Source organism: Oerskovia flava (assembly GCF_026163685.1).
Classification (GTDB): domain Bacteria; phylum Actinomycetota; class Actinomycetes; order Actinomycetales; family Cellulomonadaceae; genus Oerskovia_A; species Oerskovia_A flava.
Map to the genome: position 1 here is coordinate 1 of NZ_JAOXSR010000006.1, position 25,626 is coordinate 25,626.

A 25,626-nucleotide genomic window follows, 5' to 3' on the forward strand; every position below is an offset into this window, starting at 1 on the left:
ACGACAACCCCGACTCCCGATGCCGACGCACCAGCTCGTCATACACCCGCAACGGGCTCGACCCCGTCGCCAGACCCAGCACCGCATCCGGCTTCGACCGCACCAACGACTCCACCGCATCAGCAGCCAGCACCGCCAGCTCCTGCGCAGGAGCGATGACGACCTCCATCAGACGATCTCCTTCGTGTGCTCATGACGGACCACTGCGACGTCGCCCGTCTCGACCGACCGGTAGGCCGCGTCGATCACCGCGAGCGTCGCTCGCGCCTCCTCGATGCCGTAGTCGGGCCGTCCGCCCGCCAGGACCGCGCCGACCACGTGGCGCAGGTACGCCTGCGCGGCGACCTGCCCGGCGTCGGCGGCGATCGTCGTCCGCCCGGCGGGGCCGAACCGCGCGACCGCGGGGACGTCGTCGTCACCGACCGCGTGCCCGTGCGAGCCGAGCAGCCGCACGGACGACGTGGTCGCCGTGCCGCCGGGGGCGTACGGGACGCGGCCGAGCGTGATCGTCGCGGTGACGCCACGCTCCAGCTCGAGCGTGACGACCGCGGTGTCCTCGACGCCCGCGGCGCGGTGCGGCTCGAGGAAGAGCGAGCCGACGAACGCGTGCACCTCGACCGCGCGCAGACCGGTGAGGTAGTGCGCCGCGTCCGCGCAGTAGCCCAGGAAGTTGAGCAGCTCGCCGCCGCCCGACAGCGCCGGGTCCACGACCAGCTCCGGCCGCTCGACCGACGTCGCGAGGTGCGCACCCGACGCGAAGAGCTCCAGGTCGAGGTGGCGCGGCAGGCCCACGTGCCCGGCGTCGACCCACGCGCGCAGCCGGCGCAGCGCGGGTGCGTGCGTCCGGTTCACGACCGCGCAGGTGCGGCCGGTCCGGGCGGCCACCTCCGCGAGGCGGTCGGCGTCCGCGAGCGTCGTCGCGACGGGCTTGTCCACCAGCACGTCGTGCCCCGCCTCGAGGAGGGTCGCCGCGAGGCGGGCGTGGCGCGTCGGCTCGGCGCACACCGCCACCAGGTCCACCGGGGCGTCGAGCGCCCGGGCGACGGACGCGACGTCGTCCACCTCGGCGTACCGCACACCGGCGTGGTCGGCCGCGGCCCGCGAGTCCTCGCGGACCCACGCGGGCGCCGACGACTCCTCGACCACCCCGACGACCTCCACCCGCTCGTCGGCCGCGAGGAGGCGCAGGTAGTCCGCCGCGTGCCGCACGGCGGAGGCGACGGCGACGCGCAGGACGACGCTCATGCAACCACCGCCGCGCCGACTGCGGCACCCCGGTCGTCGGCTCCCCGGTCGTCGGCGCCCCGGTCGTACCCGGGGACGTCGCGGACCCGCTCACGGCGTCCGGAGAGCAGCGACCGCTGCGCGGCGAGGGCGGTCGCGAGGGCGGCGCGCACCTGCGCCGTGGTGACGAGCGGTGCCGCGTCGCCGCGCACGACGTCGAGCCAGTGCGCGAGCTGGGTGCGCAGCGCGCCGTCGACGGACGGCGGTGGGGCGGTGGCGGCGTCGGAGTGCAGGCCGTCCTCCTCGGCGGTCGTGTGCGCGAGGGTGCCCTCGGTGCCGACCAGGACGACGCGGCGCAGCAGGTCGCCTCGGCGCTGCAGGGCGTAGCAGAGCTCGAGCGTCGCCAGCGCGCCGGAGGCGGTGCGGAGCTGGACGTGGAACGAGTCGGGCGAGTCCATGTCGGGCGAGAAGGTGCGGAAGCCCCGGGCGAAGACCTCGGCGGGCTCGTCGTCGAGCAACCAGGTCGCGAGGTCCATGATGTGGGTGCCGTTGTGCACCGGGTGCCCGCCGGAGAGCTCGGGGTCGAGCTGCCAGCCGCGCCAGCCGCCCGGCCACGCGTGCCCGGTGTACCAGGAGACGTGCGCGAGGCGCGGGGTCCCGATCTCGCCGCGCCTCGACGCGGCGGCGAGCGCCGCGACCGCCGGCTGGAACCGGACGGTCTGCCCGACGACGAGGCTCGTGCCGTGCGTGGCGCGCACCATCGCGTCGAGCTGGGGCAGCGACAGCGCCGCGGGCTTCTCGACCTGCACGTGTCGCCCGGCCTCGCCCGCGGCGACGGTGTCGCGCGCATGGGTGGGGGTGGCGGTGACGACGTCGACGGCGACGGCCCGGTCGTCCGCGAGCGCCTCGGCGAGGTCGGTCGTCGCGCGCGCTCCCGGTGTCAGCGCGGCGAAGTCTCGGGCCCTGCGGAGGTCGTGCCCGACGACCCAGCGCACGTCGGCGCCCGGAAGGGTGGCGAGGGCTGTCAGGTGCTCGCGGGCGAAGGCGCCGGTGCCGACGAGGGTGATGCCGACGGGGTCGTGCGGGGGCGTCACGCGGTCGTCACCTCGAGGGCGCGGTCGATGGGTTCGTAGTGGGAGACGACGGCGGCGCGGAACGCCTCGACGTCCCCGGCCTCGGCGGCGGTGAGCATGGCGCCGTGCGCGCGGGCGGTCTGGTCGAGGTCGGCGGCGACGGAGATCCCGAGCTTGGGGACGACGGCGGTGTGCACGTCCCAGAAGGCGGCGACGAGCTGGCCGACGAGGGAGTTGTCGAGCCGGGCGAGCAGGCCGGTGTGGAACGCGCGATCCTGCTTGGGGAAGGTCAGGCCGTCGCCGGCGGCGGCGACCATCTCGTCCACGAGGGAGTGGAGGTCAGGGTTGGACGTCCCGGCGAGGCTGGCGACGATGCGTTCGGCCATGGCGAGGTCGAGTGCCTGGCGGACCTCGACGACGTCCCGCAGGGCGCGCAGGTCGTCGCCAGGGCTGAGGACACCACGGAAGACGAGCGCCTCGACGAGCGCGTCGAGGGACATGTCGCCGACGAACGTGCCGTGCCCGTGGCGGACCTCGACGATGTCGAGGGTCGACAGGGTGCGGATCGCCTCGCGGACGCTCGAGCGGGAGACGCCGAGGTGCTCGCAGAGCTCGGCCTCGGTGGGCAGCGGGTCGCCCGGCCGCAGGCCCTCGCCGAGGATGAAGTCCTTGATCCGGTCGGCGGTGGTCGTCCGCCGGGGCGAACCCGCCGCCCCGGCCCGGGACGTGTCGAGGGTGGTAAAGCTCCTACGCCGTGCGGTTGCCATCTTGACCCCTTCGCTTTCTGCTCCTAGTGTCATGCTACACAACGTCAGACATCAGACATCATCTGTCATGACCTTCCCGTCGAGTCACCACTGTCAGGAGAACCAATGAGGCTTCACGTCAGTACACCTCCCCGGCGCCGAGGTACGGCCCTCGTGGCCATGGCCGTCGTCGGAGTCCTCGGCCTCACCGCCTGCTCGGGCGGCACCGCCGAGGACGACACCGCGCAGGGCACCGACGCCCCGGGCGAGATCGATCCGGACGCCGTCATCGAGGCCGGCATCTCCTACTCCCTCTCCGGTGGGTTCGACCCGATGATCACCACCGGTGCCGTGACAGTAGCGGCCAACTGGCACGTGTTCGAGGGACTCACCGAGCTGGACCCCGCGACGCGCGAGGTCCACGCGGCCCTGGGCGCCGAACTTCCGCGGGAGATCGATGAGACGACCTACGAGGTGGACCTGCGCGAGGGCGCGGTCTTCCACGACGGCACACCCGTCACCACGGACGACGTGGTCTACAGCTTCGAGCGCGTCCTCGACCCCGCCAGCGAGTCCCTCTACGCCGGGTTCATCGACTTCGTCGAGGGCGTCGAGGCGGTCGACGAGGACACCGTCTCCGTCTCGCTGAAGTACCCCTTCAGCCTCGTGCCCGAGCGGCTCTCGGTCGTCAAGATCGTGCCCGAGGCGCTCGTGGAGTCCGACTACGAGGCGTTCAACGCGCTGCCCGTCGGCACGGGACCGTTCGCGATGACCCAGGCCACGCCCGACGACAAGATCACGTTCGAGCGCTTCGACGAGTACTCCGGCCCGCGCCCCGCACAGGCCGCCGGACTCGTGTGGAACCTGCTCTCCGACCCCGCGGCCCGCGTCACCGCGATGAGCTCGGGCACGGTCTCCGCCATCGAGGACGTGCCCTACATCGACGTCCCGACCCTCGAGGGCAGCGCCGACGTCGAGTCGGTGCAGTCGTTCGGCACGCTCTTCATGATGTTCAACACCCAGGAGGCGCCGTTCGACGACGTCCGGGTGCGCCAGGCGTTCTTCTACGCCCTCGACATGGAGAACATGATCAACGTCGGGCTGCTCGGCAACGGCGCACCGGCCCGCGGGTTCCTGCCCTCGAGCCACCCGAACTTCAACGAGGCCTCGACGGTCTACGACTACGACCCCGACATGGCCCGCGACCTGCTCGCGGAGGCGGGCGTCGAGGACCTCTCGATCACCCTCCTGACGACCGACACGGGCTGGGTCGGCGACATCGCCCCGCTCATCAAGGAGAACCTCGACGCGATCGGTGTGGACACGACGCTCGACATCGGCCAGTCCGGCGGCCAGTACACCAAGGTGGACGCCGGCGACCTGCAGGTCATGGTCGCCCCCGGTGACCCGTCGGTCTTCGGCAACGACCCCGACCTGCTGATGCGCTGGTGGTACGGCGACAACGTGTGGTCGCAGTCCCGCTACCGCTGGAACGAGACCCCCGAGTTCGCGCAGCTCCAGGAGCTGCTCGACGGCGCGGTCCGCACCTCCGGCGACGAGCAGCAGGAGCTGTGGAACGAGTCGTTCGACCTCGTCTCCGAGCAGGTCCCGCTCTACCCGCTGCTGCACCGTCAGCTCCCGACCGCGTGGGACTCCGACGGCCTGGTCGGCTTCCAGCCGCTGCCCGTGACCGGCCTGTCGTTCCTCGACGTCGGCGCCCGCCAGTAGCCCGCTCCGGGGTCCCGTGCCGTGAACCGGCACGGGACCCCGGCCGACGGCGCTCCCCCGCGAGCGCCACCCTCGGAACGGAAGTCCCCCATGCATGAGTCCATCATCAGCGACGGAGGTACCACGTGAGCGCGCTCCTGCGGCTCGTCGGACGCCGTCTGCTGCAGCTTCCCGTGATGATCCTCGGCATCACGTTCCTCGTCTTCCTCGTGATGTCCTTCTCGCCGGCGGACCCCGCGATCCAGGCGCTCGGCGAGGGCGCGTCCCTCGAGGCGCGCGAGGCCTACCGTGCCGCGAACGGTCTCGACGACCCGCTGCTCGTGCGGTACGTCGCGTTCCTCGCCGGGCTGGTCCAGGGTGACCTCGGGACCTTCAGCGCCCGGCAGACACCCGTCGTCGACGAGGTCGCCCGCGCGCTGCCCATCACGCTCCAGCTCACCTTCCTGGGTCTGATCATCGGCGTCGTCGGCGCGCTGCTGCTCGGCGTGACCGCGGCGCTGTTCCGCGACCGCTGGCCGGACAAGGCGATCCGCGTCGTCTCGGTCGCCTCGCTCGCCACCCCGTCGTTCTGGCTCGCGGTGCTGCTCATCCAGGCGGTCACGCTCGGCCTCGGCTGGCTGCCGGCCAGCGGCCCGTTGCCCGACCCGTCGACCGACCTCGGCGGCTACCTCGCGCGGATGGCGCTGCCCGCGTTCGCGCTCGGTGTGCCCGTCGTCGGGCAGCTCACCCGGGTGGTACGTACCGCGATGGTCGAGGAGCTCGACAAGGACTACGTGCGGACCGCCGTCGGGGCAGGGGTGCCGCGCCACGTCGTCGTCGGGCGCAACGTCCTGCGCAACGCGCTCATCACGCCCATCACCGTCCTCGGGCTGCGCGTCGGGTACCTCATCGGCGGGGCCGTGATCATCGAGGTCATCTTCGCCCTGCCCGGCATGGGCACCCTCATCCTCAACGGCGTCACGAACAACGAACCGAACCTCGTGCAAGGAGTGACGCTCACCGTGGCCCTCGCCTTCGTGCTCATCAACATCGTGGTCGACATGCTCTACGTGCTCGTCAACCCCCGGATCAGGACGGTGTGACGTGCGACGTCTGCTCACCGAACGACTCTCCCGCCCCGGGCTGCGCCTCGCGGCCCTACCTCTCGGCTCGCGGCTCGCGCTCGCCTTCGTGGCGCTCGTCGCGCTCGCGGCGGTCTTCGCCCCGCTGCTGACCACGCACGACCCGCTGGCCTCGGGAACGCCCGTCCAGCCGCCCGGCGCCGACGCCTGGTTCGGCACGGACCGGCAGGGCCGGGACATCTTCTCGCGCCTGCTCTACGGCGCCCGGTACTCGCTCGTCATCGGGCTCGGCGCGACGGCGGTCGCACTCGTGGCCGCGGCCGTGCTCGGCTCGATCGCCGCGACCGCGAGCAAGGCCGTCTCCGAGACGCTCATGCGGGTGCTCGACATCGTCATGTCCTTCCCAGGAATCGCGCTGGCCGCCGTGTTCGTCTCCGTGTTCGGCCGGTCGCTGCCCGTGCTCGTGCTGACGATCGCGTTCCTCTACACCCCGCAGCTCACACGCGTCGTCCGGGCGAACATCCTCGACCAGTACGGCGAGGACTACGTCGCCGCGACCCGCGTCATGGGCGCTCGCACCTGGTGGATCCTCGCCAAGCACGTGGCCCGCAACTGCGCGGCACCCGTCCTGGTGTTCACGACCGTGCTCGTCGCCGACGCCATCATCTTCGAGGCGTCCCTGTCGTTCATCCAGGCCGGCGTCCCCGACCCGGAACCGTCGTGGGGCAACGTCATCGCGGCCGGCCGCGACCTCGTCATGGGCGGGTACTGGTGGGCGACGTTCTTCCCCGGCCTCGCGATCATGCTCACGGTGCTGTGCCTCAACGTGCTCTCCGAGGGCATGACCGACGCGATGGTCGCGGCTCCGCGCACACGCCGCAGCCCTGCGGCCGCGCGCGCCGCGACGGCGCAGGCTGCGCGGCCCGCGGAGGTCGACGAGCCCGTCGAGGACGTGGTGCCGGACATCGCGCCGGTGGTCACGCCGGCCGAGCCCGTGGTCCCGCTCGTCCAGCGGCTCGCCGAGCTGCGGGCGGTGGAGACCGCACGGACCGACCGTCCGACCTACACGGGCGACGACGCGCCGCTGCTCGAGGTCCAGAACCTCAGCATCCGGTTCCCCGAGCGCCACGGGGACGTCGCCGTCGTCGACGACGTGTCCTTCACGGTGCGTCCGGGCGAGACGATGGCCCTGGTCGGCGAGTCCGGCTGCGGCAAGTCGATCACGTCGCTCGCGATCATGGGCCTGCTCGACCGCTCCGCCGACGTCAGCGGACGGATCCTCTACAAGGGCCGGGACCTGCTGACCATGTCCGCCCGGGACCGCGCCGCGCTGCGCGGCACCGAGACCGCCATGATCTACCAGGACGCGCTGAGCTCGCTCAACCCGTCGATGCTGGTGCGAGCGCAGATGAAGCAGCTCACGCGCCGCGGCGGGACCCGCACCGCCGAGGACCTGCTCGAGCTCGTGGGGCTCGACCCTCGGCGCACGCTCTCGAGCTACCCGCACGAGCTCTCCGGCGGCCAGCGCCAGCGGGTGCTCATCGCGATGGCCCTCACACGGGACCCCAGCCTCGTGATCGCCGACGAACCGACGACGGCGCTCGACGTCACCGTGCAGGCGCAGGTCGTGGACCTGCTCGACGACCTGCGTTCGACACTCGGCTTCGCCATGGTCTTCGTGAGCCACGACCTCGCGCTCGTCGCGCAGCTCGCACACCGGATCACCGTCATGTACGCGGGGCAGGTCGTCGAGCAGGCTCCGACGAGCGAGCTGCTCGCCGACCCCCGCCACGAGTACACGCGCGGGCTCCTCGGCGCGGTCCTGTCGATCGAGTCGCGGGCCGCCCGGCTGCACCAGATCCCGGGCACGGTGCCCTCGCCCCGGGACTTCCCCGCGGGCGACCGCTTCGCGCCCCGGTCCTCTCGACCCGGCGCCGGGCTCGACGTGCGGCCCGTGCTGCACGCCGTGCCCGGGACCGAGCACTACTACGCCGCGCCTCCGCTGGACGCGCCGCTGCACACCCTGGGAGGAGTCCGATGAGCGCGACCCCCGTACCGGCGCAGGACGCCGCGGGACCCGTCGTCGAGCTGCGCGACGTCTGCGTGGACTTCCGCTCCCGCACCGGATCTGTGTTCCGCACGCAGCGGGTGCGCGCGGTCGAGCACGTCAGCATCGAGGTCCACCGCGGCCGGACGCTCGGGATCGTCGGGGAGTCCGGCAGCGGCAAGACGACCATGGCGAAGGTGCTCGTCGGTCTGCAGGAGCCGACCTCGGGCGAGATCCGCTTCGACGGCGAAGCCGTCACGCGCTACACCGCCGCGGTCCGCCGCCGGGTCGGGCGCGTCGTGTCCGTCGTCTTCCAGGACCCGGCGACCGCCCTCAACGCGCGCATGCGCATCGGCGAGGCGCTGCGGGACCCGCTCGACGTGCACGGCGTCGGCACACCCGCGCAGCGCACCGCCCGGGTCCGCGAGCTGCTGCACCTCGTCGGCCTCCCGGACTCCGCCCTCGAGGCGATGCCCGGGCAGCTCTCGGGCGGTCAGCGCCAGCGCGTCGCGATCGCCCGGGCGCTCTCGCTCGGGCCCGAGGTCGTCGTCGCCGACGAGCCCACCTCTGCGCTCGACGTCTCCGTGCGTGCCCAGATCCTCAACCTCCTCGCCGACCTCAAGACCGAGCTGAACCTCGGGATGGTCTTCATCTCCCACGACATCCAGACCGTCCGGCACGTGTCCGACGAGATCGTCGTCATGCGCCGAGGACAGATCGTCGAGCAGGGGCCCGCGGCGCGGGTCTTCGACGACCCGCACGACGAGTACACCCGCACGCTGCTCGCCGCAGCGCCCGCACTCCTGTGAAGAACCCCGAAACGGAGCACCACGTGACCATCTTTCGCGGCATCGTCCCGCCGATCCTCACCCCCCTGACCACCGACGGGGAGGTCGACACGGCCTCCCTCGTCCGCCTCACGCGGCACCTGCTCGACGCGGGCGTGCACGGGCTGTTCGTGCTCGGCTCGACCGGCGAGGTCGCCTACCTCACGGACACCCAGCGCGAGCTCGTCGTCCGCACCGTCGCCGAGACCACCGCCGGGCGCGTCCCGGTCCTCGCGGGCGCGATCGAGCTGACGTCGGCGCGCGTCGTGGCGCAGGCCCGCGCCGCCGTCGCGGCGGGTGCGGACGCGGTCGTCGCCACCGCGCCGGTCTACGCGATCAACGACGTCGACGAGATCGAGCAGCACCTGCGGACGGTCGCCGCGGCAGTCGACGTCCCGCTCCTCGCCTACGACATCCCGGTGCGCGTGCGCACCAAGCTCCCGCTCGAGATGCTGGTGCGGCTCGGCCGCGAAGGTGTCCTCGCGGGCGTCAAGGACTCCTCGGGCGACGACGTCGGCTTCCGCCGCCTCGTCGCGGCCAACGCCGCCGCGGGCTCGCCGCTGGCGCTGTTCACGGGGCACGAGGTCGTCGTCGACGGCATGCTGCTGCTGGGCGCCGACGGGGTCGTGCCGGGACTCGGGAACGTCGACGCCGCCGGGTACGTGCGGCTGTGGGACCTCGCCGACGCCGGCAAGTGGGACGAGGCCCGCCGTGAGCAGGACCGCCTCGCCGCGCTGTTCGAGATCGTCTTCCAGGCCGGTGGCCGCTCGGGCGACGCCGCCGGGGTCGGCGCCTTCAAGGTCGCCGTCCACGCCCAGGGCCTCGTCGACACCGCCACCATGGCCCACCCCGTGGCGCCGCTCGACGCCCCGGTCGTCGGACGCATCGAGACGATCGTGCGGGAGGCCGGGCTTGCGTGAGGCGCGCCCGACCGGGCCGGGGCGCGGGTCCGTCGTCGGCGTCGACCTCGGAGGCACCAAGATCGCCGCCGCCCGGGTCGACGCCGACGGCGCGTGCGGACCGGTCCGCACGCGGCCCACTCCCGCCCGGCGGGGGCCGGGCGCGGTGCTCGACGCCGTCGCGGACGCCGTGCGGGAGGTCGTCGACGAGTCCGGGGGCGGGTTGCGCGCGCTCGGGCTCGGTACGGCCGGCGTCGTCGACGTCGGCCGCGGCGTCGTGGTGTCCGCGACCGACACGCTGCCCGGCTGGGCCGGGACCGACCTGGTCGCGGCGCTCCGGCACCGCCTCGGCGGCCTCGTCCCCGTGGCGGGCGGGCCGCTGGCCGTGCACGCCGAGAACGACGTCGACGCGCACGCGGCCGGCGAGGCCTGGCTCGGTGCGGCGGCGGGCGCGAGCAGCGCCCTGCTGGTCGCCGTCGGGACGGGCGTCGGCGGGGCCGTCGTGCTCGACGGGCGCCCCCTGCGCGGCGCGCACCACCTCGCCGGGGAGATGGGGCACGTGCCCGTCCCCGGGGCAGAGGGGCTGCGGTGCTCCTGCGGGCGGACCGGCCACCTGGAGGCCGTCGCCGCAGGGCCCGCGATCCACCGCCGCTACCTCGCCCTCGGCGGGGCGACGTCCAGCCCCGACGCCCGGGACGTCGTCGCCCGTGCGGACCAGGGCGACGCGCTCGCGGTGCGCGTCGTGCGCGCGGCCGGGGCCGCCGTCGGGCGAGCCGTGGCCGGCGTCGCGACCGTGCTCGACCCCGAGGTCGTCGTCGTGGGTGGTGGGCTCGCCCGGGCGGGCGACCTGTGGTGGGCCGCCCTCGAGGGCGCGCTCCGGGCCGAGGTCGTCGACGTGCTCGCCGGGCTGCCCGTCCGGCCTGCAAGGCTGGGCGCCAGCGCCGCGATCGTCGGAGCGGCGCGCGGCGCCTGGGAGCACACCGCACGGACAGCCGGACGGAGAGCCTCATGACCACCCCACCCCTCGACCGCCCCGGCGTGCTCGACACGATCCGCGGCGGCCTGATCGTCTCGTGCCAGGCCTACCCCGGTGAGCCCTTGCGCGACCCCCGCACCATGACGCAGATGGCGCTCGCCGCGGTCGCGGGCGGTGCCGCGGCCGTCCGCGCCCAGGGCCTCGCCGACATCGTGGGGATCGTCGCGGCGGTCGACGTCCCCGTCGTCGGCCTGTGGAAAGACGGGCACGACGGCGTCTTCATCACCCCGACGCTCGACCACGCCCTCGCCGTCGCGCAGGCAGGAGCGCACGTCGTCGCCCTCGACGGGACACGGCGACCCCGGCCCGACGGGCTCGACCTCGCGACCACGGTCGCGAGGCTGCGCGAGGAGGCCGACGTGCTCGTCATGGCCGACTGCGGCTCCCTCGACGACGCGCTCGCCGCCCAGTCCGCCGGCGTCGACCTCCTCGGCACGACGCTCGCCGGCTACACCGGCGAGCGCCCGCGGACCGCCGGTCCGGACCTCGAGCTCGTCGACCAGATGGTCGCCACCTGCTCGCTGCCGGTCGTCGTCGAGGGCCGGGTGCACACCCCCGCCCAGGCGGCCGCGGCGATGGCGCACGGGGCGTTCAGCGTGTGCGTCGGCACCGCCATCACCCACCCGACCACCCTCACGACCTGGTTCACCGACGCGATCGGGACCGAGACAGCGGCGGAGCCGCCTGCTTGACCCTGTCCCGAGGACAGCCTTTCTACTAGACCACGAGCCGTCTCCAGCCACGCGCTGACGCATCGCCGTGTTCCGACCTGGGAGGGGCTCTCCGTCCGAGGGCAGGAGTCAAGAGTGCAGAGCGAGCAGCAACGTCCGCGTCCGACCGGCGCGACCAGGGCGGGCTCCGGAGGCGGTGTGCTGCGCTTCTGGGTCCCCCTCGTGCTCGTGTCGGTGGCCGCCCTCGTCCTCACCTGGCTCAACCGGAGCCCGTGGTGGGGCTGGGCGCTCGTGGTGGCGCTGCTCGTGGTGGCCGGGGCAGTCGTGCACCGTCGACCCCGCGGGAGCGGCCTGCGCCAGACCGTGGTGTGGCTCGTCGTCGGGGCGGTCGTGTGCGCCACGGCCGTGCTCGCCTACCCGCCCCCGCAGACCCGGGCCGCGGGCGGTGCCGAGCCGCAGGCCTCCGAGACCGTCTCCACGCAGCAGGGTCCGGTGCAAGGGGTTCTCAACGACAGCCGCACGGTGGAGATCTTCGCGGGCATCCCGTACGCACAGGCCCCGGTGGGAGACCTGCGCTGGCGCCCGCCCTTGCCGCCCGCGCCGCGCGACGGGTTGCTCGTCGCCGACACCTTCTCCCCGGTGCCCGTCCAAGGAACGTCCAGGTTCCTGACCCGGGCCCTCTCCCAGGTGGTCGACGTGCCCCTGGAGAAGACGCTGCTCAACCCGTTCCCGGTGAGCGAGGACAGCCTCTCCCTCAACGTCTGGCGCAGCACGAGACCCGCGTCGCCACAGCTCCCGGTCCTCGTCTACATCCCGGGCGGAGGCTTCGCGACCGGCTCCGGCGCGCTGCCGTTGTACGACGGTGAGTCGCTCGCCTCTCGCGGCGGGATGATCACGGTCACCATCAACTACCGGCTGGGTGTGCTCGGCTTCCTCTCGCACCCCGGCCTCGCGGCGGAGTCCCCGGACGACGCCTCGGGGAACTACGGGATCCTGGACCAGATCGCCGCCCTGGAGTGGGTGCGCGACAACATCGCGGCGTTCGGCGGCGACCCCGACCGGGTGACGGTCGCCGGCGAGTCGGCCGGTGGTGAGAGCGTCTGCCTCCTGGGCGCGACGCCGCTCGCAGCGGGCCTCGTGGACGGCATCATCGGCGGCAGCGGTGCGTGCATGGGCACGGCGGGCGACACCGGGGACGGTGACCAGTTCGACACCCGCGAGGCAGCGGAGGACGCCGGTCGCCGACTGAGCGAGGAGCTGGGCGGCGCCACGGTCGAGGAGATGCGCGCGCTGCCCGTCGACCGCGTCGTGGACGCGGCGGAGTCGCTCGGCAGCCACTGGCGTCCGTCCGTCGACGGCCACGTGCTGAGCAGGGCACCGGCGGAGATCTACGCCTCCGGAGACCAGCTGGACGTGCCGATCCTCGTCGGCAGCAACGCGCACGAGGCGTCGCTCGCGCTGGCCGCCCCGCCCGACACCGACGTCGACGCGTACCTCGCGTCGGTCCGGGAGGAGCACGGCGACGACACGGAGCGGTTCCTCGACCTGTACCCCGGCCGCACGGAGGAGGAGGTGCTCGACTCCCTCCTGCAGGCCCAGACCGACAAGGTCATGACCCGCGCCATGCGACGCTGGGCACTCCTGCAGACGCAGACGGGCACGTCCGACGCCTACCTCTACTTCTTCTCGCACGTCCCGCCCGAGAAGGGCCTCGAGAAGTTCGGCGCGTACCACGGCGCCGAGGTGGCGTACGCCTACGACAACCTCGGCGCGGACAGCGCCGCCGACTACACCGAGGCCGACTACCGGCTCCGCGACCAGATGAGCGGGTACTGGACGAACTTCGTCCGGACCGGCGACCCGGGCTCAGCGGGCCTGCCGCGGTGGCCGACGGTCGAGCAGGCGCCCGACCACGTCATGGAGTTCGACGCCGGCGCGGGGATGGCGCACCGTCCGCGTCCGGACGCCGTCGACTACTGGATGGACGTCGACGGACCGATCCCCTGACCGCCAGGCGTGAGGTGCACGACGTCGCCGCGCCAGCTGCGCCGCAACCACCGGTCGTGGGAGGCGACGACGACCGCACCGGGCCACGACTCGATGGCCTCGAGGAGCTCGGTCGCAAGGGTGAGCGAGAAGTGGTTGGTCGGCTCGTCGAGCAGCAGGACGTCGGGCGTCTGGGACAGGAGCATCGCCAGGACCACGCGGCGGCGCTGACCGACGGACAGGTCGGCCAGGGGTCGGCCGAGGTCCCGCGGGGCGACGAGCCCGTGCGCGTCGACGTCGCGCCCGCCGTCCGCGCCACGGTCACCCTGCACCAGCGTGAGGATCTCCCGCGGGGTGCGCGCCTCGTCACCGAGGTGAACGTCCTGCTCCAGCAGCGCCACCACGGCCCCCCGTGCCCGTCCCACCACCCCGGCGCTCGGGCGGACGTCGCCCGCGAGCGCGTGCAGCAGCGTCGACTTGCCCGTCCCGTTCCCGCCGGTCACCAGCAGCCGGGCGCCCCGGGCGACCGCGATCGACGGCGCCCCCGCGGCCGGCAGATCGAGCCGGACGGCCTCGCCGTCCCCGTGCACGACGACGTCCCGCGCCCACAGCACGAGCCCACCCGGGTCGTCGGGAGCCCAGCGGGCGGGCGGCGGGGCGAGGCGCATCGGTACCGGCGGGCGACGGACCTGCACGCGCTCGAGCGTCGCGAGCCGCCGCTGGGCGTCGCGCACCCGACGCGAGACCTGACCCTCGACCCGGTCCCCGCGCCGGCCGAACGCCATCTTGTTGCCGTCCCGGATCGGTCGGTCGTGACCGACCTGGCGGGCGGTCGTCGCGACGGTGCGGCGCAGGTCGCGCAGCTCTGCCTGCTCGACGGCGAATCGCTCCTCCCAGCGTCCCCGCTCGACCCGCTTGGCCACGAGGTAGTCGCTGTAGCTCCCGCCGTACAGCATCGCGCCGCCCGGGTCGAGATCGACGATCTCGGTGCACACCTCGTCGAGGAACACCCGGTCGTGGCTGGCGAGGAGGACCGCCCCCGGCAGCGCTCGCAGCGCGGTCGCGAGGTAGTCGGCGGCATCGTCGTCGAGGTGGTTCGTCGGTTCGTCGAGGAGCAGGGCTCCCGGCTGGCGGATCAGCAGCGCCGCCAGGCCCACCCGGCTGCGCTGGCCACCCGACAGCCGCCCGAGCGGCCTGCGCTCGGAGCCCACGAGGCCGAGGCCCGCGAGGGTGCGGGCGGCGCGCGCGTCCGCGTCCCACACGTCGGCGAGCTCGGCGCGCAGGAGGGCGTGGTCGTACGTGGCGGCGCCCGGCAACGCACCGTCCGTGGTGGAGGCGCCGTGCGGCGGCTGACCAGTCCCGGCGAGCGCCACCGCCGATGCCTCGAGCTCGGCCTCGAGCCTGCGGACCCCCGCGAGGGCGTCGTCGACGACGTCGCCGACGGTCCAGGTCGACGGGTACGGCAGCTCCTGGTGCAGGTGGCCGACGTCGTCCGGGATCTCGACCGTCCCCGCGTCCGGATCCTCGAGCCCGGCGAGTAGACGCAGGAGCGTCGACTTGCCCGCCCCGTTCTCCCCGACCAGGCCGGTGCGGTGGCCGGGGTCGACGGCGAGGGTCACGTCCCGCAGGACGGCGCGACCGTCGTAGGACTTCGCCAGGTCCTGCGCGCGGAGCACCGGGGTGCGGCGCGCGGACGAGGAGTGGTGAGGGGAAGGGTGTGCAGAGGTCATGGGGCTCACCTGCCAGGTGGCACGCGGCAGCGCGTGCGGTCGAACGGACGGTCCGGGGCAGGTCAGATCCACATGGTGACGACCGTACGGGGCGCGCGCAGGCTCCGTCACGGGAATTTCTCGGTGCCGGCACCGATGCCGATCAGGGGGTAGCGGCGTCCTCGTCCGACTCGTCGTCGGACTCCTCGGTCCGGGCGTTGGAGTCGTCCGACGTCGTGGCGGACTCCGGCTCCTGCGACGGCGGGGGCTCCGAGTCCGGCGGGTCGGTGGGCTGAGGGGCAGGATCAGGCGGCTCAGGCGTCGTCGGCTCGGGCTCGGTCGGTGTCGGCTCGGGCGGCTTGGTGGGCTCGGGCGGCTTGGTGGGCTCGGGCGGCTTCGTCGGCTCGGGCGGCTTCGTCGGCTCGGTCGGCTTCGTCGGCTCGGTCGGCTTGGTGGGCTCGGGCGGCTTCGTCGGCTCGGTCGGCTTGGTGGGCTTCGTCGGCTTGTCCGAGTCAGGCTTCGGCTTCGGGTTCGGCGTGGTGGGCTCGCTCGGCTTCGCCGAGGGCTTGCCGGTCTTGCTGTCGGACGAGCCGGTCGAGGTCCGCCCCGGTGTCTTCGTCATGGAGCCACCGTCACCTGCACCAGGCTCCTGTACCGACGTCCCCGATCCAGAGCCACCAGAACCGCCGGTCGCTCCGCCCTCGGCGGGGGTGTACCGGCTCGGCATCGAGCCGGCGCCGAAGAACTCGAAGTGCCACGGCTCGGGCTTGGACCCGGTGAGCCGCGCCCACGCCGGGTTGTCCCAGCCGTAGTCGGGCCCGTGCACACGCAGCCAGATGTACTCGGCGGAGCGGCCGGACGGGATCGGCCCACCGAGGTCCACGGCGAGGCCCCAGCCGTGGTTCGAGGTGCCCGGGACCGCGGCGAGGTGCGGCTTGGCCGCACGGACCGCGACCTGCGCCTCGTACGACCGGTACGAGTCGGTCATGGGGAGCGAATACCCGAAGCGCTTCTCGAACTCGACGGCGAGAGCGTTGAGCCGTTCCGCAGCGTCGCACCGCAGCGCGTGCCCGGGCGCGAAGTCGAGCGGGCACAGCGCCGACGCGGGGATCCGCCCGTTCTCGTACCCGGAGAGGTCGTGAGAGTAGCGGTCGACGACCTCAGCGAGACGTTCCGCGAGGTCCCCGTCGCCGGACGAGGTGGCGGTGCGCAGCACGCCGTCGGCCGGGACCACGAGGGCGGGGCTGAGCGCCGACGACGGGTCGATGAGGTTCGCCAGCCGCGTCGCGGCGGCCAGCACCTCGTCGAGGGTCACCTCGCCGTGGTCGTGCCCGTCCTCCGCCTCGGTGTCGATCCCGAGGCGGTCCAGCACGCTCAGGTCGAGATCGGGGATCTCCTCGAACGCGGGCTCCTCCTCGGGCGCTTCACCCGACAGCTCGCTCTCCGTGCCACCCTCAGCGCCCTCCGTGCCGTCGGCGGTCGGTGCCGTGTCGTCCTCGGCCTCGTCCGGGGCCTCGTCGTCCCGCGCGGTCTCGTCCGTCGGGTCGGTGGCACCGTCAGCAGTGTCGGCGGACGCCGCGTCGTCGGTGGCCGGCCCGGCGGCCGGTTCGCCGTCCTCGGGCGACTCGTCGGTCGTCCGAGGGGCGAGGGTGGTCGGTGTCTCGTCGGGCACGATGCCGGACAGGTCCTCCAGGTCCGGCCCGGTGGGGACGTCCTTCTCGTGGCCCGCCGCGAACGGCGCCTGCTCGCCGTCATCCGTCTCGTCGACGTGCTCGTCGTGCTCGGCGTCCGGTGCGGCGAGCTGCGCGAGGTAGGTCGCCAGGAGCATGCCCAGCTCGGCGCGGGCCTGCTCGACGGGTGCCGTCAGCGGGGGTGTGGTGTCCGGGGTGAGGGCGTCCGCACGGTCGAGGACGGCCAGCACACGACCGAGCTGCGTCGCGTCGTCGACCTCCTCGTGCGAGACGAGCTGGACGACCGGAGTCTGGGAGACCTCCACCTGCTGGGCTCGAGGTGTCTCGCGCAGCCCGAACGCCTCGGGCTGGGTGAGGACGGCACCGGTCCCGAGTGCGAGGACGGTGCCGAGCACACCGGTGGCGACGGCGGTTGCGGCGCGCAGCGCGGTGGGTCGTTGGGCCCGATCCTGCCCGCGACTACCCACGAACCCACTCCACTCGTCGTTCGGGTACCGATTGCCGGTCCCCGAGATGTCGAAGCGTCCCGATGCGCTCCAGTGCGCACAGCAACCATTCCAGGGTGCGGGAAGTCGTCGCGGAGCACCACCCCCTCCCGGGAAGTCGAGGAGGTGAACTCTGCATCCCGGGCCTGGCCCGATGTGCCGTATCCGCACATTACACGCACGTTCACCACGCAGCATCGGCGGTTCTCACCCTCTGGTCGGGCACCCGCACGCGGCACAATGACGGCATGAGCCCACGTCGCACCGCTCCTCGCCCCCGTACCGCCTCCCGCGTGGGCCGTCCCCTCGCCGCGCTGGGAGCGTCGAGCGTGCTGCTGCTCGGTCTCGGTGCGTGCTCCGACGGCTCGGTGACGATCCCGGAGATCACGCTGTCGAGCGAGTCGCTCGAGCAGCTCGCCGACGACGCCCGCGCCCAGGCCCAGACCATCGGGGACGACGTCCGCTCGCTCACCTCCCGGCTCGACTCGCTGTCCGGCTCGTTGCCCGACGACGCGCGGGAGCGTGTCGAGGAGGCCGTCACCGCGGCGCAGTCCGCCGCCGAGGAGGCCCGGGCCGCGCTGGAGGACGTCTCCGGCAGCACCGGCGAGGCGCGCGAGCAGGCGGAGGAGCGCGTCGCGGAGGCCGAGGTCCGGCTGGACGACGCCTCCCAGCAGCTCCAGGACGCGACGTCCGGGCTGAGCGACGTGGACGCGTCGCTCGACGCGGCCCTCGACGCGCTGCGCGACCGCGTCGAGGAGCTGCGCGCGGACCTGGACGACGCCACGTCCTGACGGGCGATGGCAGGCTGGGGTGATGTCGTCCGAGACCACGCCCCCGACGCCGCCTGACACGCAGCCCAGGAGCAACCCCGTCGACGAGACGCTCGCGCTCGCCGGGGTGGCGCTGGGCGCCGCGCTGGCGGAGCCGCGGGAGCTCGGCGGGTCGGCCCGCTCGCTCGTGCTCCGCTGCCGCGTCGTCGCCGGCCTGTCCCACGACGGCGTCGCCGCGAGCGACCGTCTCGACACGACGCGCGCCAGCGCGCACGCGCCCGGCACCACCGTGATCGTCAAGCGGTTCGGCGGCGCGCAGGCGTTCGTCAGCGAGTTCGCCCGGGAGGCGGCCGGCCTCGCCGTGCTCGATCGGACACCCGTGCTGCTGGCGGTGGACGTCGAGCACCGCCTCGTCGTCATGAGCGACCTCGGGTCCGGGCCGACGCTCGCCGACCTCCTCCTCGCGGGCACGGAGACGGGCGAGGAAGACGCCGCGCCGGCCGTGCGCGCAGGGGTCCGGGAGGCCGCGCGCGAGGGAGCGCGCACCTGGGCGGCTGCGCTCGGCGACCTCGTCGGTGCTTCCACGGCCCACGTCGCCCGCTTCGACGAGGCGCTGGCGTCCTTCGGCGGTACCGTCGACTGGGACCTCCGCACCACCGTGGCGGCCGGGGTCGACCGGCTGGTGGCCGCCGTCGACGGGGTGGCCCGCGAGCCCGGGCTCGCTGCCGGACTTGCTGCTGAGCTCGACGAGATGGCGACCCTGGGCGACCGGGGCCACGCCGACGTCGTCTCCCCGTCCGACACGTGCCCCGACAACGCGGTGCGCACCGCCACCGGCTGGGCGTTCCTCGACCTCGAGGGGTCGAGCGTGCACCACGCCGCGCTCGACGCCGCCTACGCCGCCCTGCCGTTCGCGACCTGCTGGTGCGTGCTGGACCCGCCGCCCGGGTTCACCGACGACCTGCTGACCGCGTTCACCACCGCGCTGGGCCACCACCGGCCCGACGTCGTCGAAGAACCCGGATGGTCGAGCGCGGTCGACGCGGCGTGCGGCGCGTACGTCCTCGCGTGCAGCGGATGGCTGTTCGACGGCGCGCTCGAAGGCAGGCCGCGCGTCGGCCCCGCGGGTGTCCCCTCGCCGTCCTACCGCCAGCTCCTGGCGAGCCGGTGGCGCTGGGGCGCGGACCGCCTCGGCGCCACGCTGCCGCACACGGCGACGCTCCTCGCCGAGGCCGCCGCCTGGGCCGACCGCGCCTGGGGCGACGACGCCCGGGGCCAGGGCGGATACCCCGCGCTGGACGGCGACGGCTGACCCTCCCCGACCGGCTTCCCCGACCGAGGACGAAGGTCCCTGCGGTCGGCGACCTTCGCCCGGCCTTCACAGCTCCTCCACCCTGGTGAAGTGGTACCAGGAGCCGGGACGTCCGAAGTCCCGGTCGACGAGAGGAACCACCATGAAGGGGACCATGGAGAGGGGCGCCACGACGCCACTCCCACCGAGCTCATCCACCGACGTGGCGACGCCGAGCCTCGCAGCTCGCGCCAGCACCGCCACCCAGGTCGTCCTGGGAGTCCTGCGGATCGCGCTGGGCTTCTACTTCCTGTGGGCCTTCCTCGACAAGACGTTCGGCCTCGGCTTCGCGACACCGGCCGAGCGCGCCTGGGTCGAGGGCGCCAGCCCCACGACCGGCTACCTCAGCGGCGTCGAGGGACCGTTCGCCGGCCTCTTCAACGGCATGGCGGGCGCCGCCTGGGCCGACTGGCTGTTCATGATCGGCCTCCTCGGCATCGGGCTCGCCCTCATCCTGGGCATCGGGATGCGGATCGCCGCCGTCTCCGGGGCGCTGCTGCTGGTCTTCATGTTCCTGGCCTCGCTCCCGCTGACCACGAACCCGATCATCGACAGCCACATCACCGAGGCCATCACGATCATCGCCCTGGCCATGATCGGCGCGGGTGACACGCTCGGGCTCGGCAAGCAGTGGAAGAAGCTGCCGATCGTGCAGAAGAACCCCTGGCTCGTCTGACGACGACATGAACCAGAGGGCGGGTGGCGGCGAGTCCACCCGCCCTCTTCGTCGTGCCACCACACGTGCCACCACTCGTGCCAGACTTCACCGGGTGAGCGAGAACCTGCCGTCCGACGTCGTGCACCGGGTCCTGGACGCCGTGGTCGCCGTGTCCTCCGACCTCGACCTCGACACCGTCCTCGAGCGCATCGTCGACAGCGCGATGGACCTCACCGGCGCCCGGTACGGGGCGCTCGGCGTCACGGACGGCCCCCGCCTCGTGCGGTTCGTGCCCCGCGGGCTCGACGACGACGAGGTCGCCGCGATCGAGCACTGGCCCCGGGGCGAGGGACTGCTCGGGGAGCTCATCCACGCACCGCACCCCCTGCGGGTCGACGAGATCGGCGACGACCACCGCTCCTCCGGCTTCCCCGCCGGCCACCCGCCCATGCACACGTTCCTCGGCGTCCCCGTCCGCGTGCGCGACGCGGTCTACGGCAACCTCTACCTCACCGACAAGCGCGGCGGGGCGTCGTTCACCGACGACGACGAGTCGGCCGTGACGGCGCTCGCGGCGGCCGCGGGCGTCGCCGTCGACAACGCCCGCCTCTACGCCGACGCCACCCGCCGCGGCCTGCTCGAGGACCGCGACCGCATCGCCCGCGACCTGCACGACCTCGTCATCCAGCGGCTCTTCGCCTCCGCGATGTCCCTCATGAGCATCCAGGGCCTCGTGACGGACCCGACGGCGCGCGGCCGGATCGAGGAGACCGTCACCGACCTCGACGACACGATCCGCCAGATCCGGTCCACGATCTTCGCCCTGCACACCGCGGCCGACCCGGCCGCGCCGTCGCTGGACGACCGTGTCCGCTCCGCGGTGGACGCCGCCGTGCGCACCCTCGGTTTCACCCCCGACGTCACGGTCGAGGCGGACCCTGCCGCCCAGGTGCCGGCCGACGTCGCCGACCAGGTCGTCGCGGTCCTCGGCGAGGCGCTGACGAACGTCGCCCGGCACGCGCTGGCGGGCTCCACCGTCGTGCACCTGGCCGTCACACCCGCCGAGGTGGCGCTCACCGTCACCGACGACGGCGTCGGGATCCGCCCGGACGGACGCCGCAGCGGGCTGCGCAACCTGGCGGTCCGCGCCCAGGACCTGGGCGGGGAGTTCACGCTGGAGGCCGCGCGCGCGGACGCGCAGGACCGGCCGGGCACGAGGCTCAGCTGGCGAGTGCCCGTACGCCGATCCGTCGACCCGAGATCATCTCGGGCCGGATGACGATGACGTGGTCGTGCGGCCCCGGGGCGAACGGGTGCAGCGGCAGGTCCAGCAGGCGGGCCCGCTCGTCGGGGTCGAGGACCTCCCGGGCCTGACCGACGATCACCACCGACCAGCCGGAGGCGAGCCGCTCGTCGAACTCGTCGACCTCGAACGCGACGATCGCGCCGCGCGCGGCCGCCGCGAGCTTCGAGCCCTCGCCGGTACGGATCACCACGTCGTCACCGTCGACCGCGAAGTTCACCGGCATGATCGCCGGCAGCGCACGGTCGGTGTAGACGATGCGGCCGACGGGCACGGAGCGCAGCAGCACGAAGCACTCGGCGGTCGAGACGTGCTCCAGACCGGCCGTGTCGAGATGACGAGGCGTCTCCATCTGCCCATCCTCCCCGAGGGCACCCCACCGTGCGAGGGTCGAAGGTCCCTGGCTACGGCGTGGCGGTGGGCTCCCCGCCCTCGCGACCGGCCTGCGGCTCGGTGCGCATCTCCGTCGCGAGCACCGCAACCTGCGTGCGGCGCTGGAGGCCAAGAGTCGCGAGCACGTGCGAGACGTAGTTCTTCACCGTCTTCTCCGCGAGGAACAGCCGCTCGCCGATCTGCCGGTTGGTGAGGCCCTCGCCGATCAGGCCGACGATCTGCCGCTCCTGCGGGGACAGTCCCTCCAGCCGGTCGGGCTGCTCGGTCGCCGCGTTGCGCATCCGCTCCAGCACACGCGCCGTGCTCGCCGGGTCGAGCAGGGAACCCCCGCCGGCGACCGTGCGGACCGCACCGACGAGGTCAGAGCCATGGATCTGCTTGAGGACGTACCCCGCGGCTCCCGCGAGGACAGCCTGGAACAGGGCCTCGTCGTCGGCGAACGACGTGAGCATCAGGCAGGCGACGTCGGGCAGCTCGGACCGGATCTCGCGGCAGACCTCCACCCCGGAGCCGTCCGGCAGGCGTACGTCGAGGATCGCGACGTCGGGGCGCACCGCCTTGATGCGCCCGAGCGCAGACTGCGCGGTGCCCGCCTCGCCGACCACCTCGATGTCGCCCGACGCCTCCAGGAGCGCCGCGACGCCACGTCGCACCACCTCGTGGTCGTCGAGGAGGAACACACGGATCGGCGAGTCGGTCATAGGGAGAACTTATGCGACCGCGACCGGCTGCGCGACGACCTGTCCGGGACCAAGGTCCCGGCGAGGTGAGGACCTCGCGCCGCAGCGTCGCACCGTCGGGCAGCGATAGACAGGGATCAGGAGTCGCGACGACGCGGGTTCGAAGGGCTCCGGAGGAGTGATGACGATGTCCACCGACCGCAGCCCCCTCGGCGCCCCGACGATCCTGGTCGGCGTCGACGGGTCCCCCACCGGCTCCGCCGCCCTCACGTGGGCAGCGCGCGAGGCCGCCTCCCGCGACGGCTCGCTGCACGTGCTGCACGTCGGGGAGATCCCCATGGTGAGCTCACCGTTCGCGGGCGTCGCCTACGTCCCGCCGCTCGAGGAGATCGCCGACTACGGCGCGCAGGTGCTCGAGGCCGCCGGTGACTGCGTCGCGCGCACCGCACCGGGCGTCCCCGTGCGGACCTCGATGCGCACGGGCAGCCCGTCCGAGGTCCTGCTCGACGCCGCGCGCGACGCGGACCTCGTCGTCGTCGGCACCCGCGGGCTGGGCGCGGTCGCGTCGATCGCCCTCGGGTCCGTCAGCGGACGCCTCGCCACCCGCGTCACGACCCCGCTCGTCGTCGTGCCGCGCGGCCGTGGTGGCCTGTGCACCCCTGACGCGCCGGGCGGCGAGCACGTGGTCGTCGGGGTCGACGGGTCCCCCGCCGCCGACGTCGCCCTGCGGTTCGCCCTCGACGAGGCCGCCCGTCGCCGGACGCGGCTCGTCGTCGTGACCGCCTTCCGGTCGGACGTCGGCCCGGCGTGGACCACGAACCCGTTGTTCGGCGGTGACGCGGCCCGCGCAGCGCACGACGCCGCCGAGGCCGTCGCGATGGACGCGCTCGCTCGGGTCCGCACGGGGGCCCACGCCGCCGCGACGGTCGACGTCGTCGTCCGGGACGGTCAGCCCGCCCAGCTCCTGCAGGAGGTCGGCAAGGACGCGGTGCTCACCGTCGTCGGCGCCCGCGGGCGAGGAGACGTGCGCAAGCTCATGCTCGGCTCCGTCAGCCAGAAGGTGCTGCACGACGCACGCCACCCCGTCGTCGTCGTGCACGCCGGCACCCGCGGGGTCGTGAGCGACGCCGCCTGACCCCCTCAGCGCAGGCGACTGAACGCCTCGGCCTTTCTCACCTCGCCGGCGACGATGATCGTGTCGTCGGCGGCGAGCACGGACTCGTTGCTCGCGTAGGTCCACCGCCCGCCGAGCGGGCGGATCGCGACCACCGTGACGTCGTGCTGGGGGCGCAGGTCCGACGCGCCGAGCGGGACCCCGACGAACTTGCGCGGCGGGCTGGTCTTGATCATGACGAACCCGTCGTCGAACTCCACGAAGTCCAGCATCGACCCGCGCACCAGGTGGGCGACACGCTTGCCCATGTCGTGCTCGGGATAGATGACGTGGTGCACCCCGAGCTGCTCGAGGATCTGGCCGTGCGCGTCGCTGATCGCCTTCGCCCAGATCCGCCCCGTGCCGTAGCTCAGCAGGTGCGAGGTGGTGAGGATGCTCGCCTCCAGGTCGGACCCGATCCCGACGACCACACGGTCGAACTCGGGGACGGAGAGCTGACGCAGCACGTCGTCCTTGGTCGAGTCGGCGCGTGCGACGTGGGTGAGGACGCCGTTGTGCGCCTGCACGATCTCCTCGTCGACGTCGACCCCCAGGACCTCGGTCCCGGACGTGGCGAGCTCGATCGCGAGGGCGCTGCCGAAACGGCCGAGGCCGATCACGGCGACCGAGTCGGCGTCCGCCAGGCGCTCGGTGCTGCGGGAGAACCAGGGTGTCCTAGCCAATGATCGGCCTTTCCTTGGGGAGCTCGAACAACCTGCGGCGGCGCCGCAGGACGAGCGCGGTGGCGAGCGTGATGGGACCGAGCCGGCCCATGAACATGAGGACGACGAGGATGAGCTGGGCGGCGGGCGGCAGGTCCGCCGTGATGCCGGTGGACAGGCCCACGGTCGCGAACGCCGAGATCACCTCGAAGAGCGTCCGGTCCAGGCCGAACCCCTCGATCGTCATGAGCACCATCGTGGAACCGACGACGGCGGCGAGCGCGAGGAGCGCGACCGCGATGGCCTGGCGGTGGGTCGAGCGCGGCAGCCGCTTGCCGAGGACGTTGACCGCGACCTCGCCGCGCACCTCGGTGTAGATGATGAAGAACAGCACGGCGAGGGTCGTCACCTTGATGCCGCCGGCCGTGCCCGCCGGACCACCGCCGATGAACATGAGGATGTCGGTACCGAACCACGTGACCTCGTGCATGGCGCTCGTGTCGACGCTGTTGAAGCCTGCGGTCCGGGTCATGACGGACTGCACGAACCCCGCGAGCAGCTTCCCGCCGAGGCTGAGCGTGCCGAGCGTCGCGGCGTTCTCCCACTCCGTGGCCAGGAAGAAGACGGTCCCGAGGGCGAGGAGGACGCCCGTCACGAGCAGCACGACGCGCGTGTTCATCGTCCAGTGCAGCGGGCGGCCGAGCTCGCGGCGCAGCTCCATGAGGACAGGGAACCCGAGGCCGCCGAGGATCACGGCCGCGCAGATCGGCAGGCAGATCCACGGGTCGGCGACGAAGCCCATGAGGCTGTCGGAGAACAGCGCGAAGCCCGCGTTGTTGAAGCCGGAGACCGCGTGGAAGACGGCGAGCCACAGCGCGTGCAGCGGGTGCTCGCCGTAGCCGATGGTCCACCGCAGCCACAGCGCGAGCGCCACGACGGCCTCGATGATCAGCGCGGTCCGCACCACGCCGAACAGCAGCCGGCGCACGTCGCCCATGCCGACCGTGCTCGCACCGACGGTCCGGGCCTCCGCGGTGGCGGACAGCCGCGAGCGCATCCCGAGCCGGCGGACGACGACGAGGCCGAGAGTGGTCGCGAACGTCATGACGCCGAGCCCGCCGATCTGGATGAGCGCGACGATGACCCCCTGACCGAACGGGGTCCACGCGGAGGCGGTGTCGACGACGACGAGCCCGGTGACGCAGATCGCCGACGCCGCCGTGAAGAGCGCGACCAGCGGGGTGGCCCCGCCGGGGCCTGGGCTGGCGATGGGTAGCAGGAGCAGACCGCTGCCGATGAGCAGAGCGGTGAAGAAGGCCAGCACGATGATCTGTGCCGGGTGCAGTGCCCGGCCGAACCGCGCGGATGCCGAGACCGAACGCGACGATGTCACGAGGTGCGAGCGTACGCCTGCTACCCCCCTCGTGCCGAGCAGACGGGTCGTTGAAGTCCGGGCGGCGCCGCGCTAGATTG

General features: G+C 73.4%; 22 protein-coding genes and 1 pseudogene. 13 read left to right on the forward strand and 10 right to left on the reverse strand.

Annotation, left to right across the window (positions count from 1 at the left end; translation table 11 throughout):
- From OHL10_RS10975 to OHL10_RS10990, 4 genes and pseudogenes are all read right to left on the reverse strand, one after another.
- A pseudogene (locus OHL10_RS10975) lies at positions 1–169 on the reverse strand (glucosamine-6-phosphate deaminase); the annotation flags it as partial.
- Positions 169–1,245, reverse strand: a complete 1,077-nt coding sequence (locus tag OHL10_RS10980) for a Gfo/Idh/MocA family protein (RefSeq protein WP_265522257.1) — start codon at positions 1,243–1,245, stop codon at positions 169–171. The gene OHL10_RS10980 and the pseudogene OHL10_RS10975, both read right to left, overlap by 1 nt.
- On the reverse strand, positions 1,242–2,318 hold the full coding sequence (locus OHL10_RS10985; RefSeq protein WP_265522258.1) for a Gfo/Idh/MocA family protein: 1,077 nt from the start codon (positions 2,316–2,318) through the stop codon (positions 1,242–1,244). The genes OHL10_RS10980 and OHL10_RS10985 overlap by 4 nt, the downstream gene beginning before the upstream one ends.
- A complete protein-coding gene (locus OHL10_RS10990; RefSeq protein WP_265522259.1) occupies positions 2,315–3,064 on the reverse strand; it encodes a FadR/GntR family transcriptional regulator in 750 nt (249 codons plus the stop codon). Before OHL10_RS10990 ends, OHL10_RS10985 begins: the two co-directional genes overlap by 4 nt.
- Before the next feature lie 105 nt (positions 3,065–3,169).
- On the opposite strand from OHL10_RS10990, the gene OHL10_RS10995 reads away from it, so the two are divergent.
- The 8 genes from OHL10_RS10995 (at position 3,170) to OHL10_RS11030 (ending at position 13,319) form a co-directional block, all read left to right on the forward strand.
- Positions 3,170–4,771 carry an ABC transporter substrate-binding protein gene (locus tag OHL10_RS10995; RefSeq protein WP_265522260.1) on the forward strand — a complete coding sequence of 534 codons (1,602 nt, stop codon included), beginning with the start codon at positions 3,170–3,172 and terminating at the stop codon, positions 4,769–4,771.
- A gap of 125 nt (positions 4,772–4,896) precedes the next feature.
- Positions 4,897–5,853 carry an ABC transporter permease gene (locus OHL10_RS11000; RefSeq protein WP_265522261.1) on the forward strand — a complete coding sequence of 319 codons (957 nt, stop codon included), beginning with the start codon at positions 4,897–4,899 and terminating at the stop codon, positions 5,851–5,853.
- A 1-nt stretch (position 5,854) separates the two neighbouring features.
- Positions 5,855–7,873: a dipeptide/oligopeptide/nickel ABC transporter permease/ATP-binding protein gene (locus tag OHL10_RS11005; RefSeq protein ID WP_265522262.1), complete on the forward strand. Its 2,019-nt coding sequence runs from the start codon at positions 5,855–5,857 to the stop codon at positions 7,871–7,873.
- Complete coding sequence (locus OHL10_RS11010) at positions 7,870–8,688, forward strand: ABC transporter ATP-binding protein (protein ID WP_265522263.1); 819 nt, start codon at positions 7,870–7,872, stop codon at positions 8,686–8,688. The genes OHL10_RS11005 and OHL10_RS11010 overlap by 4 nt, the downstream gene beginning before the upstream one ends.
- A gap of 23 nt (positions 8,689–8,711) precedes the next feature.
- Positions 8,712–9,626, forward strand: a complete 915-nt coding sequence (locus OHL10_RS11015; RefSeq protein WP_265522264.1) for a dihydrodipicolinate synthase family protein — start codon at positions 8,712–8,714, stop codon at positions 9,624–9,626.
- Positions 9,619–10,617: an ROK family protein gene (locus OHL10_RS11020; protein ID WP_265522265.1), complete on the forward strand. Its 999-nt coding sequence runs from the start codon at positions 9,619–9,621 to the stop codon at positions 10,615–10,617. The genes OHL10_RS11015 and OHL10_RS11020 overlap by 8 nt, the downstream gene beginning before the upstream one ends.
- Positions 10,614–11,333 carry an N-acetylmannosamine-6-phosphate 2-epimerase gene (locus OHL10_RS11025; RefSeq protein WP_265522266.1) on the forward strand — a complete coding sequence of 240 codons (720 nt, stop codon included), beginning with the start codon at positions 10,614–10,616 and terminating at the stop codon, positions 11,331–11,333. The genes OHL10_RS11020 and OHL10_RS11025 overlap by 4 nt, the downstream gene beginning before the upstream one ends.
- Positions 11,334–11,447: 114 nt before the next feature.
- Positions 11,448–13,319: a carboxylesterase/lipase family protein gene (locus OHL10_RS11030; RefSeq protein WP_265522267.1), complete on the forward strand. Its 1,872-nt coding sequence runs from the start codon at positions 11,448–11,450 to the stop codon at positions 13,317–13,319.
- Here OHL10_RS11030 and OHL10_RS11035 read toward each other — a convergent pair.
- Both OHL10_RS11035 and OHL10_RS11040 read right to left on the reverse strand, forming a co-directional pair.
- The gene (locus tag OHL10_RS11035) at positions 13,286–15,028 is read right to left on the reverse strand and encodes an ABC-F family ATP-binding cassette domain-containing protein (protein WP_265522268.1); all 1,743 of its coding nucleotides are present in this window, start codon (positions 15,026–15,028) and stop codon (positions 13,286–13,288) included. The genes OHL10_RS11030 and OHL10_RS11035 overlap by 34 nt on opposite strands.
- A gap of 142 nt (positions 15,029–15,170) precedes the next feature.
- The gene (locus OHL10_RS11040; protein WP_265522269.1) at positions 15,171–17,165 is read right to left on the reverse strand and encodes a M15 family metallopeptidase; all 1,995 of its coding nucleotides are present in this window, start codon (positions 17,163–17,165) and stop codon (positions 15,171–15,173) included.
- Between the two features lie 266 nt (positions 17,166–17,431).
- On the opposite strand from OHL10_RS11040, the gene OHL10_RS11045 reads away from it, so the two are divergent.
- The 4 genes from OHL10_RS11045 (at position 17,432) to OHL10_RS11060 (ending at position 21,241) form a co-directional block, all read left to right on the forward strand.
- Positions 17,432–17,974: a WXG100 family type VII secretion target gene (locus OHL10_RS11045; protein WP_265522270.1), complete on the forward strand. Its 543-nt coding sequence runs from the start codon at positions 17,432–17,434 to the stop codon at positions 17,972–17,974.
- A gap of 22 nt (positions 17,975–17,996) precedes the next feature.
- Positions 17,997–19,265 (forward strand): hypothetical protein, encoded by a 1,269-nt coding sequence (locus OHL10_RS11050; RefSeq protein WP_265522271.1) that lies wholly within the window; start codon positions 17,997–17,999, stop codon positions 19,263–19,265.
- 142 nt (positions 19,266–19,407) lie between these two features.
- Entirely contained in the window at positions 19,408–19,980 is a 573-nt protein-coding gene (locus OHL10_RS11055) for a hypothetical protein (RefSeq protein WP_265522272.1), read from the forward strand.
- 94 nt (positions 19,981–20,074) lie between these two features.
- The gene (locus OHL10_RS11060) at positions 20,075–21,241 is read left to right on the forward strand and encodes a GAF domain-containing sensor histidine kinase (protein WP_265522273.1); all 1,167 of its coding nucleotides are present in this window, start codon (positions 20,075–20,077) and stop codon (positions 21,239–21,241) included.
- Here OHL10_RS11060 and OHL10_RS11065 read toward each other — a convergent pair.
- Together OHL10_RS11065 and OHL10_RS11070 are read right to left on the reverse strand one after the other, a co-directional pair.
- Positions 21,183–21,617 (reverse strand): pyridoxamine 5'-phosphate oxidase family protein, encoded by a 435-nt coding sequence (locus OHL10_RS11065; protein WP_265522274.1) that lies wholly within the window; start codon positions 21,615–21,617, stop codon positions 21,183–21,185. The genes OHL10_RS11060 and OHL10_RS11065 overlap by 59 nt on opposite strands.
- A 52-nt stretch (positions 21,618–21,669) precedes the next feature.
- Entirely contained in the window at positions 21,670–22,359 is a 690-nt protein-coding gene (locus OHL10_RS11070; RefSeq protein WP_265522275.1) for a response regulator transcription factor, read from the reverse strand.
- A gap of 160 nt (positions 22,360–22,519) precedes the next feature.
- Between OHL10_RS11070 and OHL10_RS11075 the strand changes: the two genes are divergently transcribed.
- A complete protein-coding gene (locus OHL10_RS11075) occupies positions 22,520–23,473 on the forward strand; it encodes a universal stress protein (protein ID WP_265522276.1) in 954 nt (317 codons plus the stop codon).
- Positions 23,474–23,478: 5 nt separating this feature from the next.
- On the opposite strand, the gene OHL10_RS11080 is transcribed toward OHL10_RS11075, so the two are convergent.
- Positions 23,479–24,174, reverse strand: coding sequence for a potassium channel family protein (locus OHL10_RS11080; RefSeq protein ID WP_265522277.1), 696 nt, complete (start codon positions 24,172–24,174; stop codon positions 23,479–23,481).
- Positions 24,167–25,546 (reverse strand): TrkH family potassium uptake protein, encoded by a 1,380-nt coding sequence (locus OHL10_RS11085; RefSeq protein WP_265522278.1) that lies wholly within the window; start codon positions 25,544–25,546, stop codon positions 24,167–24,169. Before OHL10_RS11085 ends, OHL10_RS11080 begins: the two co-directional genes overlap by 8 nt.
- Positions 25,547–25,626: the final 80 nt, after the last annotated feature.

What these genes read in the sequence shown, in the direction of transcription:
- OHL10_RS11075 (WP_265522276.1), top strand. Translation starts at nt 22,520, where the DNA reads ATGACGATGTCCACCGACCGCAGCCCCCTCGGCGCCCCGACGATCCTG.
- OHL10_RS10990 (WP_265522259.1), bottom strand. Translation starts at nt 3,064, where the DNA reads ATGGCAACCGCACGGCGTAGGAGCTTTACCACCCTCGACACGTCCCGG.
- OHL10_RS11010 (WP_265522263.1), top strand. Translation starts at nt 7,870, where the DNA reads ATGAGCGCGACCCCCGTACCGGCGCAGGACGCCGCGGGACCCGTCGTC.
- OHL10_RS11070 (WP_265522275.1), bottom strand. Translation starts at nt 22,359, where the DNA reads ATGACCGACTCGCCGATCCGTGTGTTCCTCCTCGACGACCACGAGGTG.
- OHL10_RS11045 (WP_265522270.1), top strand. Translation starts at nt 17,432, where the DNA reads ATGAGCCCACGTCGCACCGCTCCTCGCCCCCGTACCGCCTCCCGCGTG.
- OHL10_RS11035 (WP_265522268.1), bottom strand. Translation starts at nt 15,028, where the DNA reads ATGACCTCTGCACACCCTTCCCCTCACCACTCCTCGTCCGCGCGCCGC.
- OHL10_RS11055 (WP_265522272.1), top strand. Translation starts at nt 19,408, where the DNA reads ATGAAGGGGACCATGGAGAGGGGCGCCACGACGCCACTCCCACCGAGC.
- OHL10_RS11025 (WP_265522266.1), top strand. Translation starts at nt 10,614, where the DNA reads ATGACCACCCCACCCCTCGACCGCCCCGGCGTGCTCGACACGATCCGC.
- OHL10_RS11050 (WP_265522271.1), top strand. Translation starts at nt 17,997, where the DNA reads ATGTCGTCCGAGACCACGCCCCCGACGCCGCCTGACACGCAGCCCAGG.
- OHL10_RS11065 (WP_265522274.1), bottom strand. Translation starts at nt 21,617, where the DNA reads ATGGAGACGCCTCGTCATCTCGACACGGCCGGTCTGGAGCACGTCTCG.
- OHL10_RS10980 (WP_265522257.1), bottom strand. Translation starts at nt 1,245, where the DNA reads ATGAGCGTCGTCCTGCGCGTCGCCGTCGCCTCCGCCGTGCGGCACGCG.
- OHL10_RS10995 (WP_265522260.1), top strand. Translation starts at nt 3,170, where the DNA reads ATGAGGCTTCACGTCAGTACACCTCCCCGGCGCCGAGGTACGGCCCTC.